Genomic DNA, 20,611 nt, shown 5'->3' with positions numbered 1-20,611 from the left:
TTTCATTTATTCTGACCCCCAGATCTGACATGCGCATATCATCCAATCAGTAGTTGCAGAGCAATCTTTTCATTGGGTGGTTCGATCATTGGCCGGCAAAATTTTTCCTTCTGCGAAATAATCATTGACTTTCTGATATAAATTGATTAATTTAATTCTCGCAAACATCTGCATTAACTCACCTGGAAACTACTCTGGTTGAATAAAAAAATAGATGCTGGAATTGTTTCTGCTGATTATTGAACATTGGAATTCCATCAATTGGGTTAGAGACTAAGAATCATCCGGTTTCGCGATTAAACAGAAATATCGAAGTCTTTACCTCAGACGAAACGTGCAATTTCTGGTATTTCATTCTCATCCTTTAAGTTATCGTCCCACTGGGGACTGCCGCTTGAAAGATGAAACAGAGCTTCGGCGTTTTTTCATTTGGGGCAGCGGCTGAGTCGAACAACGAAAATAAATTTGGTTATGTTCAGCCATAAACTTACTGATTGGCGGGAACCGCGGTATGACTTACAAGCTAATAAAATCGCCTATATTGATCCTCCTGCTATTCTGTTTATCCAAATTGAACTTTGCACAACCATCTGAGGACATCTGGACCCGCTTCGGTACCTCGGATGGGCTCGCATCCGATTTTGTGAACGCAATGCTGGAGGCATCTGATGGGACCCTGTGGTTTGGGACAGCTTATGGCATTAGCAGTTTTCATCAGGGAAAATGGACCAAGTTTCGCGCTGGACTCATAAATGATAATATCCATGCCATTTGTGAGGCCCGAGATGGTGCAATCTGGTTCGGGAGCGATGCGGGGGCCATCAGCTTTTATTTTGGCCAGTGGACAAACTTTGCACCAAACAACGGTTTGCCAAATTATCCAATTCGGGCGATTTTCTCATCGCACGACGGCGCCTTATGGTTCGGCACCGATGGAGGAGGCGTGAGCCGCTACTTTCAAGGCCAGTGGTCGCGTTTCACCACCAGCAATGGATTGGCGTCGAATCGTGTCTTCGCTATCACGGAGACGAGTGATGGGACAATGTGGTTCGGTACCTATGGCGCGGGAGTAAGCCAATTTCGTAACGGGCAATGGACCACGCTTACTGCGGACATGGGCTTGGCCGATAATCAGATCTCCGCCATCTTACAGGCTTCGGATGGGGCGTTGTGGTTCGGTACCTCATCTGGCGTGAGTCGTTATGAAAATGGATCTTGGACAACGTTCACTACAGCCAACGGTCTGGTCAGCGACAATGTCACCGCAATCGCTGAAGCCTCAGATCGATCGTTGTGGATTGGTACCTCGAATGGTGTAAGTCGCTATCGAAATGGCAGTTGGAAAAACTACACGATGAGTGATGGCTTGGTGGCAAATCACATTACTGCTATTGTCGAATCAGCCGATGAGGCCATCTGGTTCAGCGCGATCGGGAGCTTAGGCATTTCTGGTGGGGTAAGCCGATTGCAGCCAGCTCTCTGCCAATGTTTCACATCTGAAAATGGATTGATCTGCAATTCGATCACGGCACTCTTGCAGACATCAGATGGTTCAATCTGGGTAGGAACGACCGCGGGGATCAGTCGATTTTCGCAAGACAAATGGACCAAAATTACAAAAGCTAATGGCCTAGTGAATAATAAAGTGAGGTCCATCATCGAAGCCTATGATCAGGCTGTATGGATTTGCACGGATAGCGGAGTGAGCCGTTTAGCGAAAGGTGTTTGGCAAAATTTTACCAAAGAAAGCGGCTTGAGCAGCAATCAGGTCAATGCCGCGCTTGCCACCTCGCGCGGTGAGCTGTGGTTCGCTACCGCAAAAGGTGCAAGCTATTACTATCAAGGGAAATGGCAATGGTTCACCACAAGCGACGGTCTATCGAGCGATTTCGTCACTGCTATTGTGGAGGATCAAAATGGCGCAATATGGTTTGGCACTGCGAACGGTCTAACCCGATATCGAGACGGCATCATGACCAAGGTTTCGGTCCCAGGGAGCTGGGCAGACAATGATATTCGCACGCTATTGGTTGCTTCGGATGGCGCCCTATGGGTTGGCACTTATGAGAAAGGTGTGAAACGACTTCAAGAGGGTGTCTGGACCAGTTTCCGAGAGCAATTGGCTTCAGAATCGATCCATGCGCTGTACGAATCATCTGATGGCGCAATCTGGGTCGGGACGAGCTCAGGGGCCAGCCGTTTTTATCGAGGGGAATGGGCCAATTTCTCGGTAACCTGCGGATTGCAATCAGATTTTATCACTGCGATCGTCGAATCTTTCAGCGGTGATCTCTGGTTTGGGACAAAAGAAGCCGGCCTAAGCCGGCTCCGGCCAGATCGCAAGCCGCCCAAGGCGTTTTTCATCGTAGCGCCACAACAGGATGAACTCATCGGCATTTCCAATCCGCTATTCATGTTTAGCGGAATCGATCGCAGCAATGAACTCGGCCGGGTGAAATTTGCCTGGTATTTGTTTGATTCCACTCGAGCCATGATCTCAGGCGACTCATCAGATTTTCAGCAACAAACAATTGTCACGCCGACCATTTCCACGAATGGTCGTTATAGCTTCAGTGTGTTGCCACGGGATGCCTGGGGTAACGTGGCTGAAAAACCGCTGACGAGGAACTTTGAGGTAGATATTACGCCGCCCACGATTACGATTATTTCCCCTCGCTCCCAGGATGTCATTGCTGGCGATGTCGCCATCATTGGGTCTGCATACGATAACTCTCCAGGCCGCGATCTCGAAAGTTTTCAACTCCGTTATGCGGTGATACAACAATCACCACAATGGTTTGACGACCGATTCAGTTACAAGCAAGAACAAAGTCGCGAAATTCGAAACGATACACTGGCGATCTGGCATACTGAAGGCTTAGCCAATGGAAATTACTGGCTCCATCTTTTGGGCCGCGACAAATTGGAACATGTCAGCCAGGAATTTGTGCCGGTCGAAATCGTCAGCGCGTGCAAGGCCATCCATGCCCCACATGGCGGCCGGCTGGGCAGTGCCGCTGCACTAATCACGCTGTACGTCCCTCCGAATGCTTTGGAGCGAGATCGTCAGATTTATGTCAAAGATACGACCCTGGCTTCCTCCGATCTAATTCAGAGCCCACAGATTCAATTCATTGCTGGCTGTTATAAATTAGCGCCAACAGATCTCGTACTCAGTAAACCAATTACCCTATCGATCAACTTTCGAAATCTGTCAATCAACGATAGCCTGATCAATGCCCTCGGTATCTATCGCTTCATCCCAGCGACAAAATCCTGGCATCGACTGGGTGGGACGATCTCGCGTGACGAAAAGAAGATTACGACTGCCAGCACGACGCTGGGCATTTTTGCGCTGTATTGCGATTTAACGCGGGGCGTTCGGGTTTCCATTGCCAATGTCAATTGTCAGCCGCGCATCTTTTCACCCCAAGGGGGCGGGTATGACTCGCAAACCGCCATCTCGTTCGACTTGGGCGAGCAAGCGCCTGTGACCATCAAAATTTATAACGCCGCTGGACGACTCGTCCGCTACCTGACAGAAAACCAATGGATGGCCTATGGCAGCAACGTGGTATATTGGGATGGCAAAGATCAATGGGGCGAATTTTGTGTCAGCGGCTTATATATCGTTACGGTTCAAGCTCGGGGCAAATTAGAGTCCAAAACCGTAGTGATCTCGAACAAATATTAATACGGTATGGCACGAGCTTCTCATCATTTTGAGACAAAAATGAAAAAGCAAATTTTCATCATTTTCCTGACGTTTTATAGCTTCTCAGTTAGTTCAACCCATTTGAATGCTCAAGCGCGGAATCAGGTGTTTGTCGGCGCAAGGCCCTTGGGCCTCGGTGAGACTTTTGTCGCTATTGCCGATGACGGAAATGCCGCGTATTGGAACCCAGCCGGTCTGCCGTCCCTGCGCCACATGGAAATCAATAGCATGTTTGCCAATCCTTATAACATCTCGGGGTTGAAGAACGCTTATCTCAGTTTCGTGTACCCCATTACCGATCGCCAGATCCTCGGCTTAAATTATTTTCACTATGGCTATGATGATCCGGAATTACAGTTTCTTCAAAGCAAAGCTACATTCTCATTGGGCACCAAGGTGATGAAAAACTTGTTCATTGGGATGAATTTGAAATATGTGCACATCAGTTCCAGCCTTGATAATTATATGATCGCTACAGCCAATGGTTTTGGATTCGATTTGGGAGGTTTGTATTGCTTGCAACTGGCGCCGAACCAGTGGCTGAGGCAGATTAACTTTGGCATTATGGGATATGATTTGCATGGGACATCAGTGAGGTATTCGGGATCCAGCAAGGCCGAAAAAATTTTTCCGCAGAATTTTCACTTTGGATTAGCATTCTTTCCTCCAGAACAAATTCGGATGAAATGGCTTTCATTGAACGAGGCATTGCTCGCCCTGGATATTGACGATCGGGTTCACCTCGGCGTTGAGGCTTGGTTAGCGGAACACCTGGCAGTTCGAGCTGGAATCCAAAAAGACTTGCAAACGAAAGAACCAAACACCTATAGCTTCGGTACCAGTTTGAAACTCCCCTATCTTGGTACTCAATTGGATTACGCCTATATCATTCCCCCTACCCTATCACCGACCCATGTTTTTTCTCTGGGACTGTTCACCACGGTCTCGCCAGTCAAATTATCAGATATTGAGCTGGACGACATGTATGCTTCATTTTATAAGACCTATGCCAACAAACCAATTGGAAGCGTCACCATTCGCAATGATTTTGACAAAGAGCTTCCAATGACAGTAAGCATCACCGTGCCTGGCTTGTCCGATGTACCGACTCAGGAACGCCTGGTTATTCGACCATTTGAAAAACAGCGTTTCGATATTAAAGTGGTTCTTTCTGAGGCCGTGCTGCAGCAACGTGAGTCGGCTTTTCGCCAGTTGAAAATTCGGGCAGAATACACCCTTAAAAATGAAAACAGATTTGCTGAAGCCACTAAAAAGTTCCTGCTCTACGGTCGCGGCGCTACCACTTGGGACGATCCTAGCAAAGCGGCGGCCTTCATTACCCGGATGGATCGGATGGTTAGGCTGTTTTCCATGGCAGCCACCAGTGAATTGCCCTATCGTTCGGAGCTCGAGTTGGGTAATATTTACACAGCCGCCACCCTATTCGATGCCTTAGGAGTTATCGGCATGAAATATCGGGAAGATCCCGATAACCCGTTCTCGTCACTTCGTGCCGATCGCCAGCAGGTGGATTACATCAAATATCCTGCGGAGACATTAGATCAGCGATGCGGCGACTGTGACGATCTCACTGTGCTCTACGCCTCATTGTTGGAGCATTGCGGCATCCGAACAGCTCTGCTCAGTATGCCAGGCCATATTACATTGATGTTCGATTCGGGCATTCATGCTCGGAATTGGGGAGTCTTGCCCGTGGGCGATACGCTCGTCGTGGTCAGAAATAATTCCCTATGGATTCCCGTGGAAGTGACATGGATCGGCCAGCCGTTTCTGAATGCGTGGCAGGAAGCGGGACGGAAATATCGCACAGCTTTGAAGGAGGGAGAAGTTCAAATCGTGATGGTCAGCGATGTGGAGGGCATCTACCTGAGCGCTTTGCCTCAGGACCTGCAATCTTTAGTCCCAGCGCTCCCAGATCGCAGCGAGCTGCAACATCTGCTGGGTAACGATTTCAGCGCCATTGAAAATTTGCGCACGGTCACAGTTGTTGGCCGCTATCAGGAGGCCTTGAAAAAAAATCCCGGCAACTTGAAATTGCGCAATAAGCTGGGGATCATTTTGGCACAACAAGATTCTTTGTTTGAAGCCAAGCAGCAGTTCTTAAAAATGCTCGATCGCGACAACCAGAATTTCGCAGCGCTTAATAATCTCGGCAATGTTGAAGCGATCTTAGGAGGATATCCATCGGCTGAGCAGCATTATCGCAAAGCAGCCGCTCTTCAACCCGATAGTGCTGGGACTGCCTTGAATTTGGCCATTTTATATCAGCTCTGGAAGTCGGATGCAACTGGGGATAGTTTCAAGCTCCAACAACAATCAGAGCAATGGCTCCAGCAAGCTTTTAATCTATTAAAAAGCGACGCCCAGTCAGCAATGGATCTGATAGGCATCCCAAAAGAGTCGATCGAATGGGCAGATAAGGCGGATTTTAAATCCGAACTCAAACAGAAAATGTCGGCAATTGCAAAATTCATCCGAACCAGTGCAGCGCAGCACTTATTCAATAAGCCACTCAAAGGGGCTCGTCTGGAGCAACGAGCAGTTAAGCGCGGCCCTGATCCAGACCGCGGGTATTTGCTCTGGTGGGCCGAAATGAAGTAAGCCAGATTTCGCCCATCCACTCATTGGCCATGGCCGTTAACTAAAGGCGCAATATCATGATGCGCGACCGAAGCGATTTGCGCTTATCCAAAGGACCCTTCGGCGCTTCGCGCTTCAGAATGACCTAATTTCGCCATTTAATCGCTTCGTTAGATACGCATGTTCAACTGACGGATTAAAATGACAACTGATCTCCATTCGGGCGTTTCCGCGGATGCACAGGGCCAACGGGCGGAAGGACTCCACCTGATTTGATTATTCGAAGCTGAGCATCTCATGAAACCAAAGTTAATCCTTGGAATAAAGCTGAAAACCTTTTTGGTTGGCTGGCTGGCGTTCATCATCGGCAGCATCCTGCTCGGGTTGCTGTTCGAAATCCCCTGGGTTCATGGACTTTATGAGACAGTGGAGACCTATTGCTATTTTCAGCTTTTTGTTCCGACAGCAAGACCACATGAACATCTGCTGATAATTGACGAAGGCGAGCAAGCATACGAACGAGCCGAATACGCCCGATTGATTGCTGGTTTGCATCGGCTTGATGCCAAAGTGATCGCATTGGATGCATTATTCATTACCGAACGAGATTCGGCTCAGGATGCAGCATTGATTGCTGCCACTCAAGCTGCGGCCGACAAGGTGATCCATGCCATCGCATTTATGAATGCTGAAAAACACGCCAGTATTCCAGATCGATTTCAATTGCACATCAATCATTCCCTGCCGGCAGACCATTTCATCCAAATCGTCTACGGCGCCCTGTTACCGATGCAGCGACTCCTCGATGCCACTCGGCTGCTCGGTGCTGTGACGACGAGCACCGATATCGCCTACCGCGATGATCAATACTTCCCAATGATCCTCTGTTATAATGAGACGCTTTACCCATCCTTGCCGCTTGTTGCGGTCATGACCTATCTAGATATCCCCTTCGAAACTGGGGTTATTTTAATGGACGATCAGATTGTCTTACAAAAAAACGGATATCGCTGGGCGATTCCCATCAATAACCGCTGTCAAACTCTGATCAACTTTATTCCGCCAGAGGAGTTAGCCCCAAAGCGCATCTCATTCAGCCAAGCGCTGCAATATATCGACCGAGCTGATCCCTTATTTAGAGACAAATTGGTGTTAATCGGCAACGCGACAGAGCCAAAAGAGCAACAACCAGGCCCTCATTTCAGCTTTTACCCAAATCTTTACGTTTATGCAAGCCTGATCAGCCAGATATTAAACCACCAATTCATTCGCGAAGCTATTTTAGAAAGCCTGTCCATGGCGTTTTTATTACTGACTCTGAGTATCATTGCCATGCTGTTCTTCAGAGAAAAATTCTCATGGGCGAACAAATGGTATTTTTACTTCATTGCCTTAGGCATGATGCTGCTGATTGCGAAACTTGGCTTTCGCTTCGGGATGAAATTCTATATAATCGTCCCGTTTTTGATCTTGATTTTTTCTCATCAGGTCACTCGAAAATACCATGATCGCTGGCATCGCAAGGCCATCCAACGACCAGTACTGCCACTGGATTTCTATATTGCCATTAATCCCCGAACCGCGAAAAGCGATAGCTATCCGCTCACGCTGATCGCAAGCCCCGCTGGCGAAGATTCTGCGGAGATGAAACTTACCATGAAGCCATCGACCATCAACAAAATCCGCGAACAAATGGCTCAGCAATTCAAGCTCGATATGAAGCAGCTCAAAGAATTTGGTGGACATTTGTTCAATTCGCTATTCCAGCCCAGACTGCGCGATCAGTTCGAGAAAAGCCTGGGCATTGCTTTCAGCCAAAAAACTGCATTGCGCATCAAGCTCCGCATCGATGCCCCTGATCTGGCATGCTATCCGTGGGAATTTCTCTATGATCGCGAGCAATCCCACGAATTCTTAGCGCTGCAGCGCAATGTGCTGATCACCCGCTTCTTGGCCGTGCAAAATCCTTTAGCGCAAGTGACTACCAGTCCTCCTTTGCGGATGCTGGTCATCATCGCCAATCCGTCCGACCCGCAATATCCTGCTATCGCCGCTGAGCAAGAGAAAAATTTAATCAAGCAAGCACTGAAACAGCTGGTCAAACAGGATTTGCTCCGGATTCGCTTTTTGAAACCAGCCACTTTGGCTGGTTTAGAGCGTGAATTGACACATCGCGTGGATATCGTTCATTTTATCGGACATGGTGGTTATTGTGAAGCATTGGGAGGCGGATGTCTCGTATTTGAAACAGAAGATGGAAAACCAGAATTGCTCAATATCGAACGTCTCAGCACGCTGATGGATGGGGCTCAGGTACGACTTGTGGTGCTGAATGCCTGCCAAACGGCCACTATTGCGAATTCTGATATCTCTTTCGGCGTTGCCCACGGCCTGGTGAAAATCGGTATCCCGGCTGTCGTCGCCATGCAATTCAATATCCCTGATGCCAGCGCGCTGATGTTCGCCAAGCATTTCTACACCACCCTGGCTGAAACACATCAGGTGGATCGCGCGGTAGACGAGGCACGAAGAAGGCTGTTTGTCAATCTGGAAAGCGGCCGCATCGACTGGGGCATCCCAGTGCTGTTCATGCGCAAAGATGACGGCGTGATTTTTTAGGCTGTATGGCAAACACCCACCGATCGAAAAATGCCCCTCAAATAACTCTGTCTGAAAACTGAAAAAAACTGACCGGTCGCTCACCTGGTAAAGTAGTCTACTTCGTTGAAATTTAATCGATACCAAATGAATAAATGACAGCTCAATGCCTATTTTTTGAGAGACGGTATTCCAATGAATTTGCCTCAAACAGAAAAATTATTTCTAATACCGCTGGAACTATTTGCTCAATTCATGGTCAAATTTTTCTCGATATCGGAATATAGATAATCTCAAACGCATCCGACCTCCTATTCTATTGGATGCTGTCTCTGGGGTAAATGTTAATATTATCCCTCAAAACTGCCCGCTATGTGTCAGACTCGAAAACCTTTCAAATCGGTAATAGTCACATAGCGAATGCTGTAACTTGAAATTTGGATTGCCTCGTCGGAATATGAATTAGCGAATTTCGCAGACAAAATTGCCAAAAGGATGTCTCTGGAATATCAACTCGGGGATGAAATTTTCCTCGTATTCAATTCTTAATCAGGGAAAGAACTCTATGACTGATCTCGTCCTGCGTGACAATGAAATTTTCGAATTACAAGATAGGAAGCGGCTCGGCTACGCTGTATACGGCGATCCAATCGGACAGCCTGTGCTTTTCTTTCATGGCATCCCCGGATCTCGATTGCAGCGCAACCCCGATCTTTCGCTTCTGATCGAACTATCTATCTGTGTCTATGCGATTGATCGGCCCGGGACCGGGCTATCGAGCTATCAAAAAGATCGGAGCTTATTGGATTGGCCCGAGGATGTGCGCGCCTTCTGCGATGGACTTGGAATCGAACGATTCGATTGCATTGGTATTTCAAGCGGCGGACCGTATGCGCTGGCTTGTGCCTTTCGCCTTCCAGATCGAATTCGGAACGTGGCGATCGTCAGCAGCCTGTCACCATTGGATCGCTCTGAGCTGTTCGCGCAACTCAATCCGCGGATGAAACGATTGTTTCGCCTTGCTCATCGCCATCCCGTTATGCTGAATAAATTGGCTGGCCTGCTATTTTGGATTTTTCGATCGCGATTCGATCGGGCCTTCGAATATTTGGTGGCAGACTTACCATCAGCAGATAAAATATTGCTCACCCAGCCAGCGATCGCCGAAATGTTCAAAAACGATGTCGGCCAAGCATTTCGGCAAGGAAGTCGGGGTGTGGTCAGCGATATGAGCATCCTCTGCAAACCATGGGGATTTGATCTAGAAGAAATTCAATTCCCGGTGCAGATCTGGCATGGCACAGCCGATACGATCGTCCCCTTGCCGCTTGCTCGATTCAATCTCGAACATTTGCCACATGCCCAAGCGCACTTTATCGAGGGAGCTGGACATTTTATGGCGCTCACCCGTACCAGAGAGATCTTTTCAGAGATTCTGTCGATTCGATAAACAGGTTCTATGCACGAATTTTGAAGAAACGAACCAGATTCGTTTAGATATCTAAAGCGATAGGATGTGTGGACGGAACGATCTGTGATTGCTGATCAAAAAATGCTTCATTTCACTGCAAAAATCATGAGGGAACAAAATGGAACGTTGTCCCTGGCCGGGCAAAGATGAATTGTACATCAAATATCATGACGAAGAATGGGGCGTCCCGGTACATGATGATCGGAAACACTTTGAATTTCTGGTGCTGGAGGGAGCCCAGGCAGGATTAAGCTGGCTGACGATTTTGAAACGTCGGGAAAATTATCGGAAGGCATTTGACTATTTCGATCCATCCAAAGTGGCGCAATTCGATGAAACCAGAATTTCAGCGCTGTTGGCAAATCCTGGCATCATTCGTAACCGCAAAAAGATCGAATCGGCCATCAACAATGCCCAGCGCTTTTTAGAGGTCCAACGGGAGTTTGGCAGCTTTGATGCTTACATCTGGAGTTTTGTCGATCGTAAGCCCGTCGTGAATTATTGGAAGGCTTTGTCCGAAATTCCAACACGGACCGATTTGTCGGATCGGATCAGCAAAGACCTCAAGCAGCGAGGCTTTTCATTTGTCGGATCCACCATCATTTATGCTCACATGCAAGCGATCGGATTGGTGAACGATCACCTGGTAAGCTGTTTTCGCCATTCGCAGTTGATCGATCCATCGCTTGCTTAATTTGATCTTTACGTTATAAACTTTGCTATCAACTCAAGTCGCATGAAAAAGTGAACTCGAAATCTGAACAGAAACGCATCACGTTCAAATCTGCGCTTCGCGCATTGAACTCTCGGAATTTCCGACTATTTTTTATCGGACAGAGCATCTCGTTAATTGGTACCTGGATGCAAAGAGTTGCATTAGGCTGGTTGGTGTATCGCTTAACGGATTCCGCATTCTTGCTCGGACTGGTAGGATTTGCGGGTCAATTGCCAGCTTTTCTGTTCGCCCCCATTGCTGGAGTCTTGGTCGATCGTCTCGATCGCCATCGCCTATTATTGTACACCCAGGTAGCTGCCATGGCACAGGCTTTGTCCCTGGCGATATTGATTTTGATCGATCAGATTGCCATCTGGCATATCATGGTGCTGAGCATACTTCTGGGTTTCATCAACACACTTGATTTGACGGTTCGGCAGTCGTTCATGATTCAAATGATCGACCGCAAGGAGGACTTGAGCAATGCGATTGCCCTGAATTCGTCGATGGTCAATGGGGCAAGGATGATCGGGCCTTCCCTTGCGGGAATATTGATCACCTGGGTCGGCGAAGGGATTTGTTTTCTGATCAATGGGATCAGCTATATAGCAGTTATCGCAGCGCTTTTGATGATGCAGCTCCAGGCATCGCCAATCCCTAATCGCAGCAGTCGGCTTTTTCACGATCTTGCCGAGGGCTTTCGTTATGTTTCTGGCTTTGCACCGATCCGCGCCATTCTGCTGCTATTAAGCCTGGTCAGCTTGATGGGGATGTCTTATGTCGTATTGATGCCGGTTTTTGCCAGGGACATTCTGCAAGGAGGGCCGCTCCTCTTCGGCAATTTGATGACTGCAGCAGGAATTGGAGCACTGATAGGTGCGCTTTCGCTGGCGTTTCGGCAGAACGTACTTGGACTGGGAAAATGGATCGGTGGCGCAGCCGGCATGATGGGTATTGGATTGATTTTGACCGCTTTGTCCCGAGAAATTTGGCTTTCCATCATGTTGATAACCATGGTCGGCTTTGCGATGATGGTCCAAATGGCTGCAAGCAATACCATCCTTCAGACCATCGTCGATGAAGAGAAGCGGGGTCGTGTGATGAGCTTTTATACCATGGCCCTTATTGGCATGGCGCCGTTCGGAAGTTTGCTCGCTGGGGCGTTAGCAGCTAAATTCAGCGCGCCGAATGCGTTGATCATCGGAGGGCTGTGCTGCATAATCGGTGCAATAGTTTTCTCCATTCGACTCCCAGCGCTTCGAATGATGGTGAGGCCCATTTATGAGAAACTGGGGATTATCCCCAATATCGCTTCAGCAATTCATCCCAAAGCAACTTCAATTCGATCCGAATGACATTGCATCTAAAGATATTTGCACATATTCGAAAGTTTTGTTCGTTTCAAGTGTTTAAATCGAGGCAAGTCAGCGGAGCACTCTCAATAAAAGCTGATTGCGCGAATTTAGCGAAACCATAATTAGGCTTTTTTCAATTCAGGCGATATCTTGTCGCTGGGACGAACGATGTGAAGGAAAAGATCGATGAAAAAGAAACGAGTATGGATGGTGATTGGGGCGTTGTTTTTAGCATTTTTATTTTGGCGCATTATTCTGCTGATGACCAAAGATTCCAACAAAGGATCGAGTCGTTTCGCTCGACCACCGGTGGCGGTCGATGTGGATAGTGTTCGCTATGGGCACATTGAAGAAATGGAGACCTTTGTTGGGACGGTCACGCCGATCTACCAATATATTCTTGCACCGAAGGTCTCGGGACGGGTCGTTCAAATTCGGAAGCGCATTGGGGATTGGGTGAAGCGAGGAGAGGTGGTAGCACGAATCGATGATTCGGAGTATCAGCAGGCAGTCCGCGAAGCCGAGGCGAATTTGAAGATTGCCCAGGCATCGTTGCGCGAGGCCACCAGCCAGTTTGCGCTGGCCAAGCAAGATCTGGAGCGGGTGCAGTCGTTGCAGGAGAAAGGGATTGCCTCATCCGCCGAGTTGGACATGGCTCAGACCAATTTCACGGCCCAGAAATCGCGACTGGAACTGGCCACAGCTCAAGTGGAACAACGGGAAGCGGCTTTGAAATCCGCGCTTATCCGCTTGGGTTACACTTCGCTGGTTGCCACCGAGCCGGGATTCATTGGTGAGCGCTATGTGGATGTGGGCAGTTTGCTGGCGCCCAATGCACCAGTCGTTTCCATCATTGGGATTGACACGGTGATCGTGCAGACGACGGTCATCGAACGGATTTATGGGCGAGTGAAAATCGGTCAACCTTCTGAAATACAAGTCGATGCTTACCCCCATAAGATCTTTACTGGGAAGGTCTTGCGAGTCGCTCCTATGCTTCAAGAGGCCTCTCGCGTCGCCAAAATGGAAGTCGAGGTTGTGAATGATTCCCTTTTGCTCAAACCTGGGATGTTCACCAAGGTGCGCGTGGTGCTGGCCGCAAAAGACAGCGCCCAGTGGATCCCAAGTCAGGCTCTGGTCAATCGGGCTGGCACCAATGTGGTGTTTGTCATTCCAGATAGCGCCGCAATAGCAAAACAAGTTCCAGTGCAAGTCGGAATTGTCACGCCCGATAAAGTCGAGATCATTGCCCCTCAGATTCGCGGTTTAGTCGTGACTTTGGGCCAACACCTACTGGAAGACGGTAGCCCGGTGATCTTGCCCAAACAGTATCAACGCGCTCCAGAGCCGAGATCGCGAAAATAGCTCCCATTCATTCCCGATTTTGAAAGACTTGGTCAGTGAGCCCAAAGCTATGTTATCAAATAAGGCTACTTTTAATCTCAGGGATATCCAGGGAAATAGGAATAATAATTTCTTGTTTCAAGAATCGAAATCTGATTCGATATTTTCATTCCTACGAATGTAGGAATCCCTCATAACCAATACCAACATCAATTAGGAAAAGATGCCTTCAAGCTCGCTAACGAGCATGGCAATTCAATCTGAGTGTTTTGATTTTGTCGACAGGAAGAATTTGAAGAACTGGAGCTGATCCCTAAATCGAGGTTAGGGGATCAAAAATCGATCTGATTTGCTGGATGCAAATTTAAGCTTATAATGTTAGCTCATCGATCGCTTCTTATGATTGAAATTGCCTGGCATGATCATGAATAAATGTTAGCAGAGGAAAATACCGTATGAATTTTGCACAAGGATCCGTGAAACGTCCGATATTAACGACTGTCATTTTTTTGGTCATCATTACGTTGGGGATTGTTTCATTCTGGCGTCTTTCGATTGATCTGATGCCAGAGGTGACATATCCAACCATTTCAGTGATAACCAATTATAGTAACGTAGGTCCTCAGGAGATGGAAGAGCTGGTGACGCGTCCAATCGAGGAAGCACTTGCTGCAGTGCAGGGAGTGGAGGAAATCACCTCCAGTTCGAGCGAAGGAACCAGCTCGGTGCGAGTGTCATTCGCTTGGGGGACCGATTTGGATGTTGCCGCTAATGACGTTCGTGATCGCATCGATCGGGTGATGGGACGATTGCCCGAGGATATCACCCGGCCCATGATCAGAAAATTCGATCTCTCCGCGTTCCCGATTATGATGATCGGAATCTCCAGCAATATGAATCCACTGGATCTTCGCCAACTGGTTGAAGATCAAGTAAAATATCGGCTGGAGCGAGTTCCTGGCGTGGCAGCTATTGATATCCGGGGCGGTTTGATGCGGGAAATTCACGTCGATCTCAAGGCCGCTCAGTTGAAAGCATTGGGACTCTCGACCGAAGCAATTATCAATGCCCTGCGCAACGAGAATCGCAATATACCTGCTGGACTCTATCAACGAGGCAATTTGGAGGTGCTGGTCCGCACTCAAGGGGATTATCGGACCCTAGATGAAATTGAAAAGACCGTGGTTGCTGTAAAACAGGGCACTCCGATCCTGATCCGTGATGTAGCCGATGTATCCGATTCATGGCAGGAAGTTCGCGATTATGTCCGCATCGATGGCAAAAACGGACTGCGCATCTCGGTCAATAAGCAGTCTGGGGCCAATACAGTGACCGTGGCCGAAGCGGTCAAGGCAGAACTAGCCAGAATCAATCAAGATATTCCACAAATTAAATTGATCCCATTGATGGATACATCGATATATATCAAGCGATCCATCAGCAACGTTGGCCAGTCGACATTGATCGGTGGTATCTTGGCCGTGATCATCCTATTTTTGTTTCTGCGCAATATCTCCAGCACTGGCATCATCGCCACAGCAATTCCGATCTCGATCATTGCCACATTTGGGCTGATGTATTTTGGCGGTTTCACCCTCAACATCATCACGTTTGGAGGGCTGGCGCTGGGCATTGGGATGTTGGTGGATTGTGCCATTGTGGTCTTAGAAAATATTTATCGCCATCGGGAACAGGGGGCCGGCCCAATTCCCAGTGCATTGATCGGCACCTCGGAGGTGAGCTCGGCGATCATTGCCAGCACGCTGACAACTATCGTGGTCTTCTTCCCAGTAGTTTTTCTCCGCGGGATGTCCGGGATCATGTTCCAGCAGATGGCATTTGTCGTTGCGTTTTCGTTACTCTGTTCATTAGTCGTCGCGTTGACCTTGGTCCCCATGCTGGCGTCAAGGTTTCTTCGCTATCAGCCCGCTGAACACCATTCTGGTGAAAACTGGCTACACAAAATTTATGCGGTAAGCGAGGAAACGTTTCGACGCGTCGAACAACGATACAGTCAAATTTTAAAATGGGCTTTGGGTCATCGCCGCGTGGTTATTTTCAGCACCTTGGGATTATTTATCATCTCAGTTTTCTTGATCCGTTTCATTGGTGTGGAGTTGATGCCAGCGGCGGACGAGGGCGAGGTGAGAGTCAATCTTGAGATGGCGGTGGGCACCCGACTGGATGTGATCGATCAAGCCGCACGGACGGTAGAGCGGATCGTTCAGCAAGAAGTGCCTGAGATGACATCGATGGTAACGCGGGTCGGCGGTGGTGGTTGGGGCTCATCTGGTGCGCATACGGCCGAAGTGCGAGTTGCATTGGTTGCTCAAAAAGATCGCAAGCGTAGCAGCGAGCAGATCGCCAATGATCTGCGCAAAAAGCTGGTCGGATTGCCTGGCGTTACGGTTCGAACTCGTGCTGGTCAGGGATTATTTATTTTGAGAATGGGGAGTTCGGCTGGAGATAATGTCAGTGTCGAAATTCGAGGATATGACCTTAAGACCGCCCATGAACTGGCGCAACGGGTAGAACAAGTCGTAAAACGAGTCCCTGGGATTACCGATACCAAAATCAGCCGCGAGGAAGGCAGCCCAGAGCAAGTGATTCGTATTGATCGACAAAAAGCGGCCGATCTCGGGCTTTCGGTGGTGCGCATCGGCAATACGCTGCAAACTGCGATCGGTGGCACAGCGGCCTCCTATTTCCGTGATGCTGGAAAGGAATATCGCATTTTGGTTCGATTAAGCGAAGAGGATCGAAAAAATCTTGCTGATTTGTTGGATCTCACCGTGGTCAATAGCCGCGGCGAACCCATCATTTTGCGCAATGTGGTTGAGGCTGTGCCCCAAGAAGGTCCAGTGCGTATCGAACGCAAAGATCAAGAACGCATTATCACCATCAATGCCAATTTCACTGGCCGGGACATGGGTTCAGTCATCGCAGATATTCGAAAGGAGCTCCGTGCAATCCCAGTGCCCAAAGATTTCGCCATCACCTTCGGCGGCGATTACGAGGAACAACAGAAGGCCTTTCGAGAACTGATGTTCGGTTTCGCGTTGGCCATCTTGCTCGTCTATCTCGTCATGGCTGGCCAATTCGAATCCTGGCGCGATCCATTTGTGGTGCTCTTCTCGATTCCTATGGCAGTGATTGGAATCGCTCTCACCATGATCCTAACTGGCACCATTTTTAGCATGCAGGCTTTTATCGGATGTATCATGTTAGCCGGCATTGTCGTTAATAATGCAATTTTGTTAGTGGACTATACCAACCAGTTGCGGCGCAACGAGGGCTTGGCACTGATGGAAGCGATTACCTTATCAGGTTCGCGGCGTCTCCGCCCCATTCTGATGACCACGCTGACGACCGTTTTGGGATTGCTGCCGTTATCGTTCGGTCTCGGTGAAGGCGGGGAGACTCAGGCTCCGCTGGCGCGCGTTGTGATCGGCGGTTTGCTCAGCTCAACCCTTATCACTCTGGTGCTTATCCCAGTGGTCTATTCCATATTTGAGCAGAAAATCTTTACCAAGAAAAATAAGAGCGCATGAGCAACTGCTGGACGAAACCGCGAATCCGATCTCATTCTGAATTCCGAAAAACTGAAAATTTGGTCAGTGAAATATAATCTAAAATTCTTGGCACATCATTTTCATGGTACAGCGTTGCTCTCATAGAATCAGCATCATACAGATGGAAGCGATGATCTGATGGCGCTGCACATGCGAAATCAGCTTGTCTTTAAGAGCACATTGCCACAAACGTTGATTTTCTCATAAGAACCTTTGATTGGAAAGAACAATGAAAAAACGAGCATTGAATACAATTATGCTGATCATGTTCTCAGCGTCGCTCATATTCGAGTTGGCACTTGCGGATGATTCTGGGGATCAAAACCCTTTTCAGCAATTGAAATCGGCCGATACCCTGAAAATTGATCTCAGGGAAGCAATCTTAACCGCCTTGGAGCACAATCCAAGCCTCTCCATTCAGCGGCTGACCCCGAAAATCAGCCAGACGGTGGTGAAGGAGCAAGGTGCGATTTACGACCCGACCATCTCAGCTTCCATCAATAAGACCAAGACCAAACAACAACGATTTCTCGGATCGCGACCAGAACCGTTCGAGTTGGTTACGGATCGCTCGCAGTACGACGCTGGGCTCTCTCAGAACCTGCCATTTGGGACGTCCGTTTCGGCTAATGCATCGATGAGCACATCACTGTCCAACATTTATACGGATCAATACTCAGGCAACGTTGGGATCACCATTACGCAATCGCTGTTACAAGGTTTTGGCCTTGGGGCTAATTTGGCCAGCCTCCGGCGTGCCCGGCTCGATTATGAGATCTCGCGAGCAGAGCTGCGTCGTGTGGCAGAGGAAGTAATTGCCAGCGTTGAGAAAGCTTATTGGGACCTTTATCTTACCCGAGAGGAGATCAACATTCAGCAGCGATCGTTGGAACTGGCCAACAAACAGCTAAAAGAATCTCAGGAACGGGTGGCTGTTGGCAAGCTGCCGGAGCTGGAACTGGCGGCGGTTCACGCCGAAGTAGCTACTCGCAAGGAAGCGCTGATCGATGCCCAGAGCCGTTACGAGCAAGCTCGGCTGCGCTTGCTTTATCTTCTCAATCCATCCCAGACCCCTTCATGGAACACCGTGCCCTGGCCGCTCGATCGACCCTTTGTTCCAACCGATACGCTCGATGCACTGGAAATCCACGAACAATTGGCCATGAAATATCGCCCGGATTTGAAACAGGCTCGCCTCTCGCTTAAAAAAGGTGACGTTGAAATTGCCCGGACCCGAAATGGTTTATTGCCACGGTTGGATTTTTTCATTACGCTGGGCCGAACTACCTATTCCAAAACTTTTCGCGAAGCCATCCCCGATGTCCAAAGTCCTTTCTATGAGATCAACGGGGGTTTGTCATTCAGTTTCCCGTTAACCGATCGCAAGGCAATTGCTCAATACGCACGAGCCAAGTACAGTCAGGAGCAACAGGAATTGGCCTTGCATAATATGGAACAATTGGTTCAATGGGACGTTCGGTCGGCCTATATCGAGGTGCTTCGCTCGCGCGAACAAATTTCAGCCACTCGAGTCGCCCGCGAGCTTCAGACTAAAAAGCTCGATGCTGAACTGGAGAAATTTCGGGTGGGAAAATCGACCAATTTTCTGGTGCTGCAGGCCCAGCGCGATCTCATCGCCAGTCAGCTCAACGAAGCCCGTGCCATGGTGGCTTATCTCAATGCGCTGGTAAACCTCTACCTCATGGAAGGAACGCTGTTGGAACGGAGAGGAATCGATGATCCATCGAAATACGAATAGTTCATCCAACAATTCCATCTGTCTTTTTCAGATGAAATCGGGTACAAAACAAGCTGTTTCAGTCCGACTTTAATCAATTCTTATTTTAAATCTTTATCAACTGGTAAAATCTCATGCCTAAGCATGCAGGCACTTCCTCAATCCAAATTGCAATTTCTAACAAGATCCCTTGTTGCGCTCGGAATGACCCCATTTTTGCTGGACCCGATTTTCATATTAGAAACCAATCACACAAACATCAACTGATTTTTCTTTTCAGCTTTGCCTTCTAATTGAGGATGTTGTGGAAAGCCGAATTCCACCATCTTTTTTTGAACATATTTGATCAGCTCAAGATAGGTGAGGTGATAATTGGCATTCCGAATCGCCTCCAGAGCGAAATAAGTCATTGCTCCATGATGGCAGTTACCGATGTTCGCCTCATACGAATACTCGATATCAGAGCAAGCGCTGATCAAAAGTTCTTTCATCATCGATTCGGGATATTTTTGATACCGGTTTGGCTTGGCACGGATCGAGTCTTTTAGTTCTGGAACCCCTCGCAGCGATGGGTTGAGAAAGCGACATCGTCGCTCTCGCGGAACGAGAATGCGCGTGACCGTGCCCGAAAAGCAGGAATCCGAAATCACAGTCAATTTTGCGCCACGGGGTAGATCGGCAAATAACTCTCGCAACTCATCATCCACAATCACTTGATCTTCGACATCAAAAGGACAGATCGCCTCATCATACCGATCCTCATCCCCATCTTTGTCTGGTAAATACGTTCCATGAGAAGAATTGGCAAACACCAGCACATCACCCGCCTGGGCCTTGGCCAATAGGTCTTTCAACGCCGCCATAACCCTTTTTTTGGTCGCTTCTGCATTGAGAAGGACTTTTACATCAGTACGAGGAAAGTCAAAATGATCACTCAGCAGCTCAGCCCAGGCCAAGGCATCGTTCACACACCCTTTTAAATCCATGTCTTTGTAGGGATAGTCATTGATCCCCAAACACAATGCCCGCTTACTCATTTAATTCATCCCTCCAAAATTTGTGCCTATAAATTCCCAGAACCAATTACGGACAGCTCCTTTTATCATTCTGAATTCTAAGGCAATTTATATGATTTCTTTTTCAATGTCAAGCGCAAAAATCATCATAGCCTAAATTTTGCTTGATTTTTATGAAAGCAATTGCTACATTTTTAGCGCGATCATCTTCCGAAATGATGATAGAACGGAACATCAATGAGCGAATCCGAAATCAGGAGCAGAAATATTCGGACATCTCGCCGATAATCGATCGACTCGCTTGCACCTTTAGTATCTGGGAGCCGCTTTCGCTCAATACCAATTTCATGGCTGAATGGAAAAAATCCCATAGCTGGCTTTCGAAATTCATCGCTTCTTCGCATTTTGATTTTAGCTTACCAAATTGATCGGGTCTGGTTTGATCGCGTAAGTTTAGATCCATATCTTCTTCATCTGCATTTTTAT

11 protein-coding genes are annotated in these 20,611 nt (G+C 48.2%); 9 read left to right on the top strand and 2 right to left on the bottom strand.

Features of this window, described 5'->3' with window-relative positions; genetic code table 11:
* The first annotated feature begins 511 nt into the window (after positions 1 to 511).
* From ONB37_14195 to ONB37_14155, 9 genes are all read left to right on the top strand, one after another.
* A complete protein-coding gene (locus ONB37_14195; protein MDZ7401309.1) occupies positions 512 to 3,694 on the top strand; it encodes a hypothetical protein in 3,183 nt (1,060 codons plus the stop codon).
* 39 nt (positions 3,695 to 3,733) lie between these two features.
* On the top strand, positions 3,734 to 6,337 hold the full coding sequence (locus ONB37_14190; protein MDZ7401308.1) for a PorV/PorQ family protein: 2,604 nt from the start codon (positions 3,734 to 3,736) through the stop codon (positions 6,335 to 6,337).
* A gap of 276 nt (positions 6,338 to 6,613) precedes the next feature.
* Positions 6,614 to 8,935, top strand: a complete 2,322-nt coding sequence (locus tag ONB37_14185; protein ID MDZ7401307.1) for a CHAT domain-containing protein — start codon at positions 6,614 to 6,616, stop codon at positions 8,933 to 8,935.
* Positions 8,936 to 9,479: 544 nt separating this feature from the next.
* The gene (locus tag ONB37_14180; GenBank protein ID MDZ7401306.1) at positions 9,480 to 10,364 is read left to right on the top strand and encodes an alpha/beta hydrolase; all 885 of its coding nucleotides are present in this window, start codon (positions 9,480 to 9,482) and stop codon (positions 10,362 to 10,364) included.
* A gap of 139 nt (positions 10,365 to 10,503) precedes the next feature.
* Complete coding sequence (locus tag ONB37_14175) at positions 10,504 to 11,079, top strand: DNA-3-methyladenine glycosylase I (GenBank protein ID MDZ7401305.1); 576 nt, start codon at positions 10,504 to 10,506, stop codon at positions 11,077 to 11,079.
* A 50-nt stretch (positions 11,080 to 11,129) separates the two neighbouring features.
* Complete coding sequence (locus tag ONB37_14170; GenBank protein ID MDZ7401304.1) at positions 11,130 to 12,455, top strand: MFS transporter; 1,326 nt, start codon at positions 11,130 to 11,132, stop codon at positions 12,453 to 12,455.
* Between the two features lie 186 nt (positions 12,456 to 12,641).
* A complete protein-coding gene (locus ONB37_14165) occupies positions 12,642 to 13,820 on the top strand; it encodes an efflux RND transporter periplasmic adaptor subunit (protein MDZ7401303.1) in 1,179 nt (392 codons plus the stop codon).
* Between the two features lie 434 nt (positions 13,821 to 14,254).
* Positions 14,255 to 17,350 (top strand): efflux RND transporter permease subunit, encoded by a 3,096-nt coding sequence (locus tag ONB37_14160; protein ID MDZ7401302.1) that lies wholly within the window; start codon positions 14,255 to 14,257, stop codon positions 17,348 to 17,350.
* Between the two features lie 250 nt (positions 17,351 to 17,600).
* Positions 17,601 to 19,130, top strand: coding sequence for a TolC family protein (locus tag ONB37_14155; GenBank protein MDZ7401301.1), 1,530 nt, complete (start codon positions 17,601 to 17,603; stop codon positions 19,128 to 19,130).
* 227 nt (positions 19,131 to 19,357) lie between these two features.
* Here the strand turns inward: ONB37_14155 and ONB37_14150 are convergent, their stop codons facing one another.
* The gene (locus tag ONB37_14150) at positions 19,358 to 20,146 is read right to left on the bottom strand and encodes a caspase family protein (GenBank protein MDZ7401300.1); all 789 of its coding nucleotides are present in this window, start codon (positions 20,144 to 20,146) and stop codon (positions 19,358 to 19,360) included.
* A gap of 232 nt (positions 20,147 to 20,378) precedes the next feature.
* Positions 20,379 to 20,588, bottom strand: a complete 210-nt coding sequence (locus tag ONB37_14145; protein ID MDZ7401299.1) for a hypothetical protein — start codon at positions 20,586 to 20,588, stop codon at positions 20,379 to 20,381.
* Positions 20,589 to 20,611 lie beyond the last annotated feature (23 nt).

The organism is candidate division KSB1 bacterium, from assembly GCA_034506395.1.
Taxonomy (GTDB): domain Bacteria; phylum Zhuqueibacterota; class Zhuqueibacteria; order Thermofontimicrobiales; family Thermofontimicrobiaceae; genus Thermofontimicrobium.
Note: the sequence above shows the minus strand (reverse complement) of the source record. Positions and strands in the feature narration are given on the sequence as shown.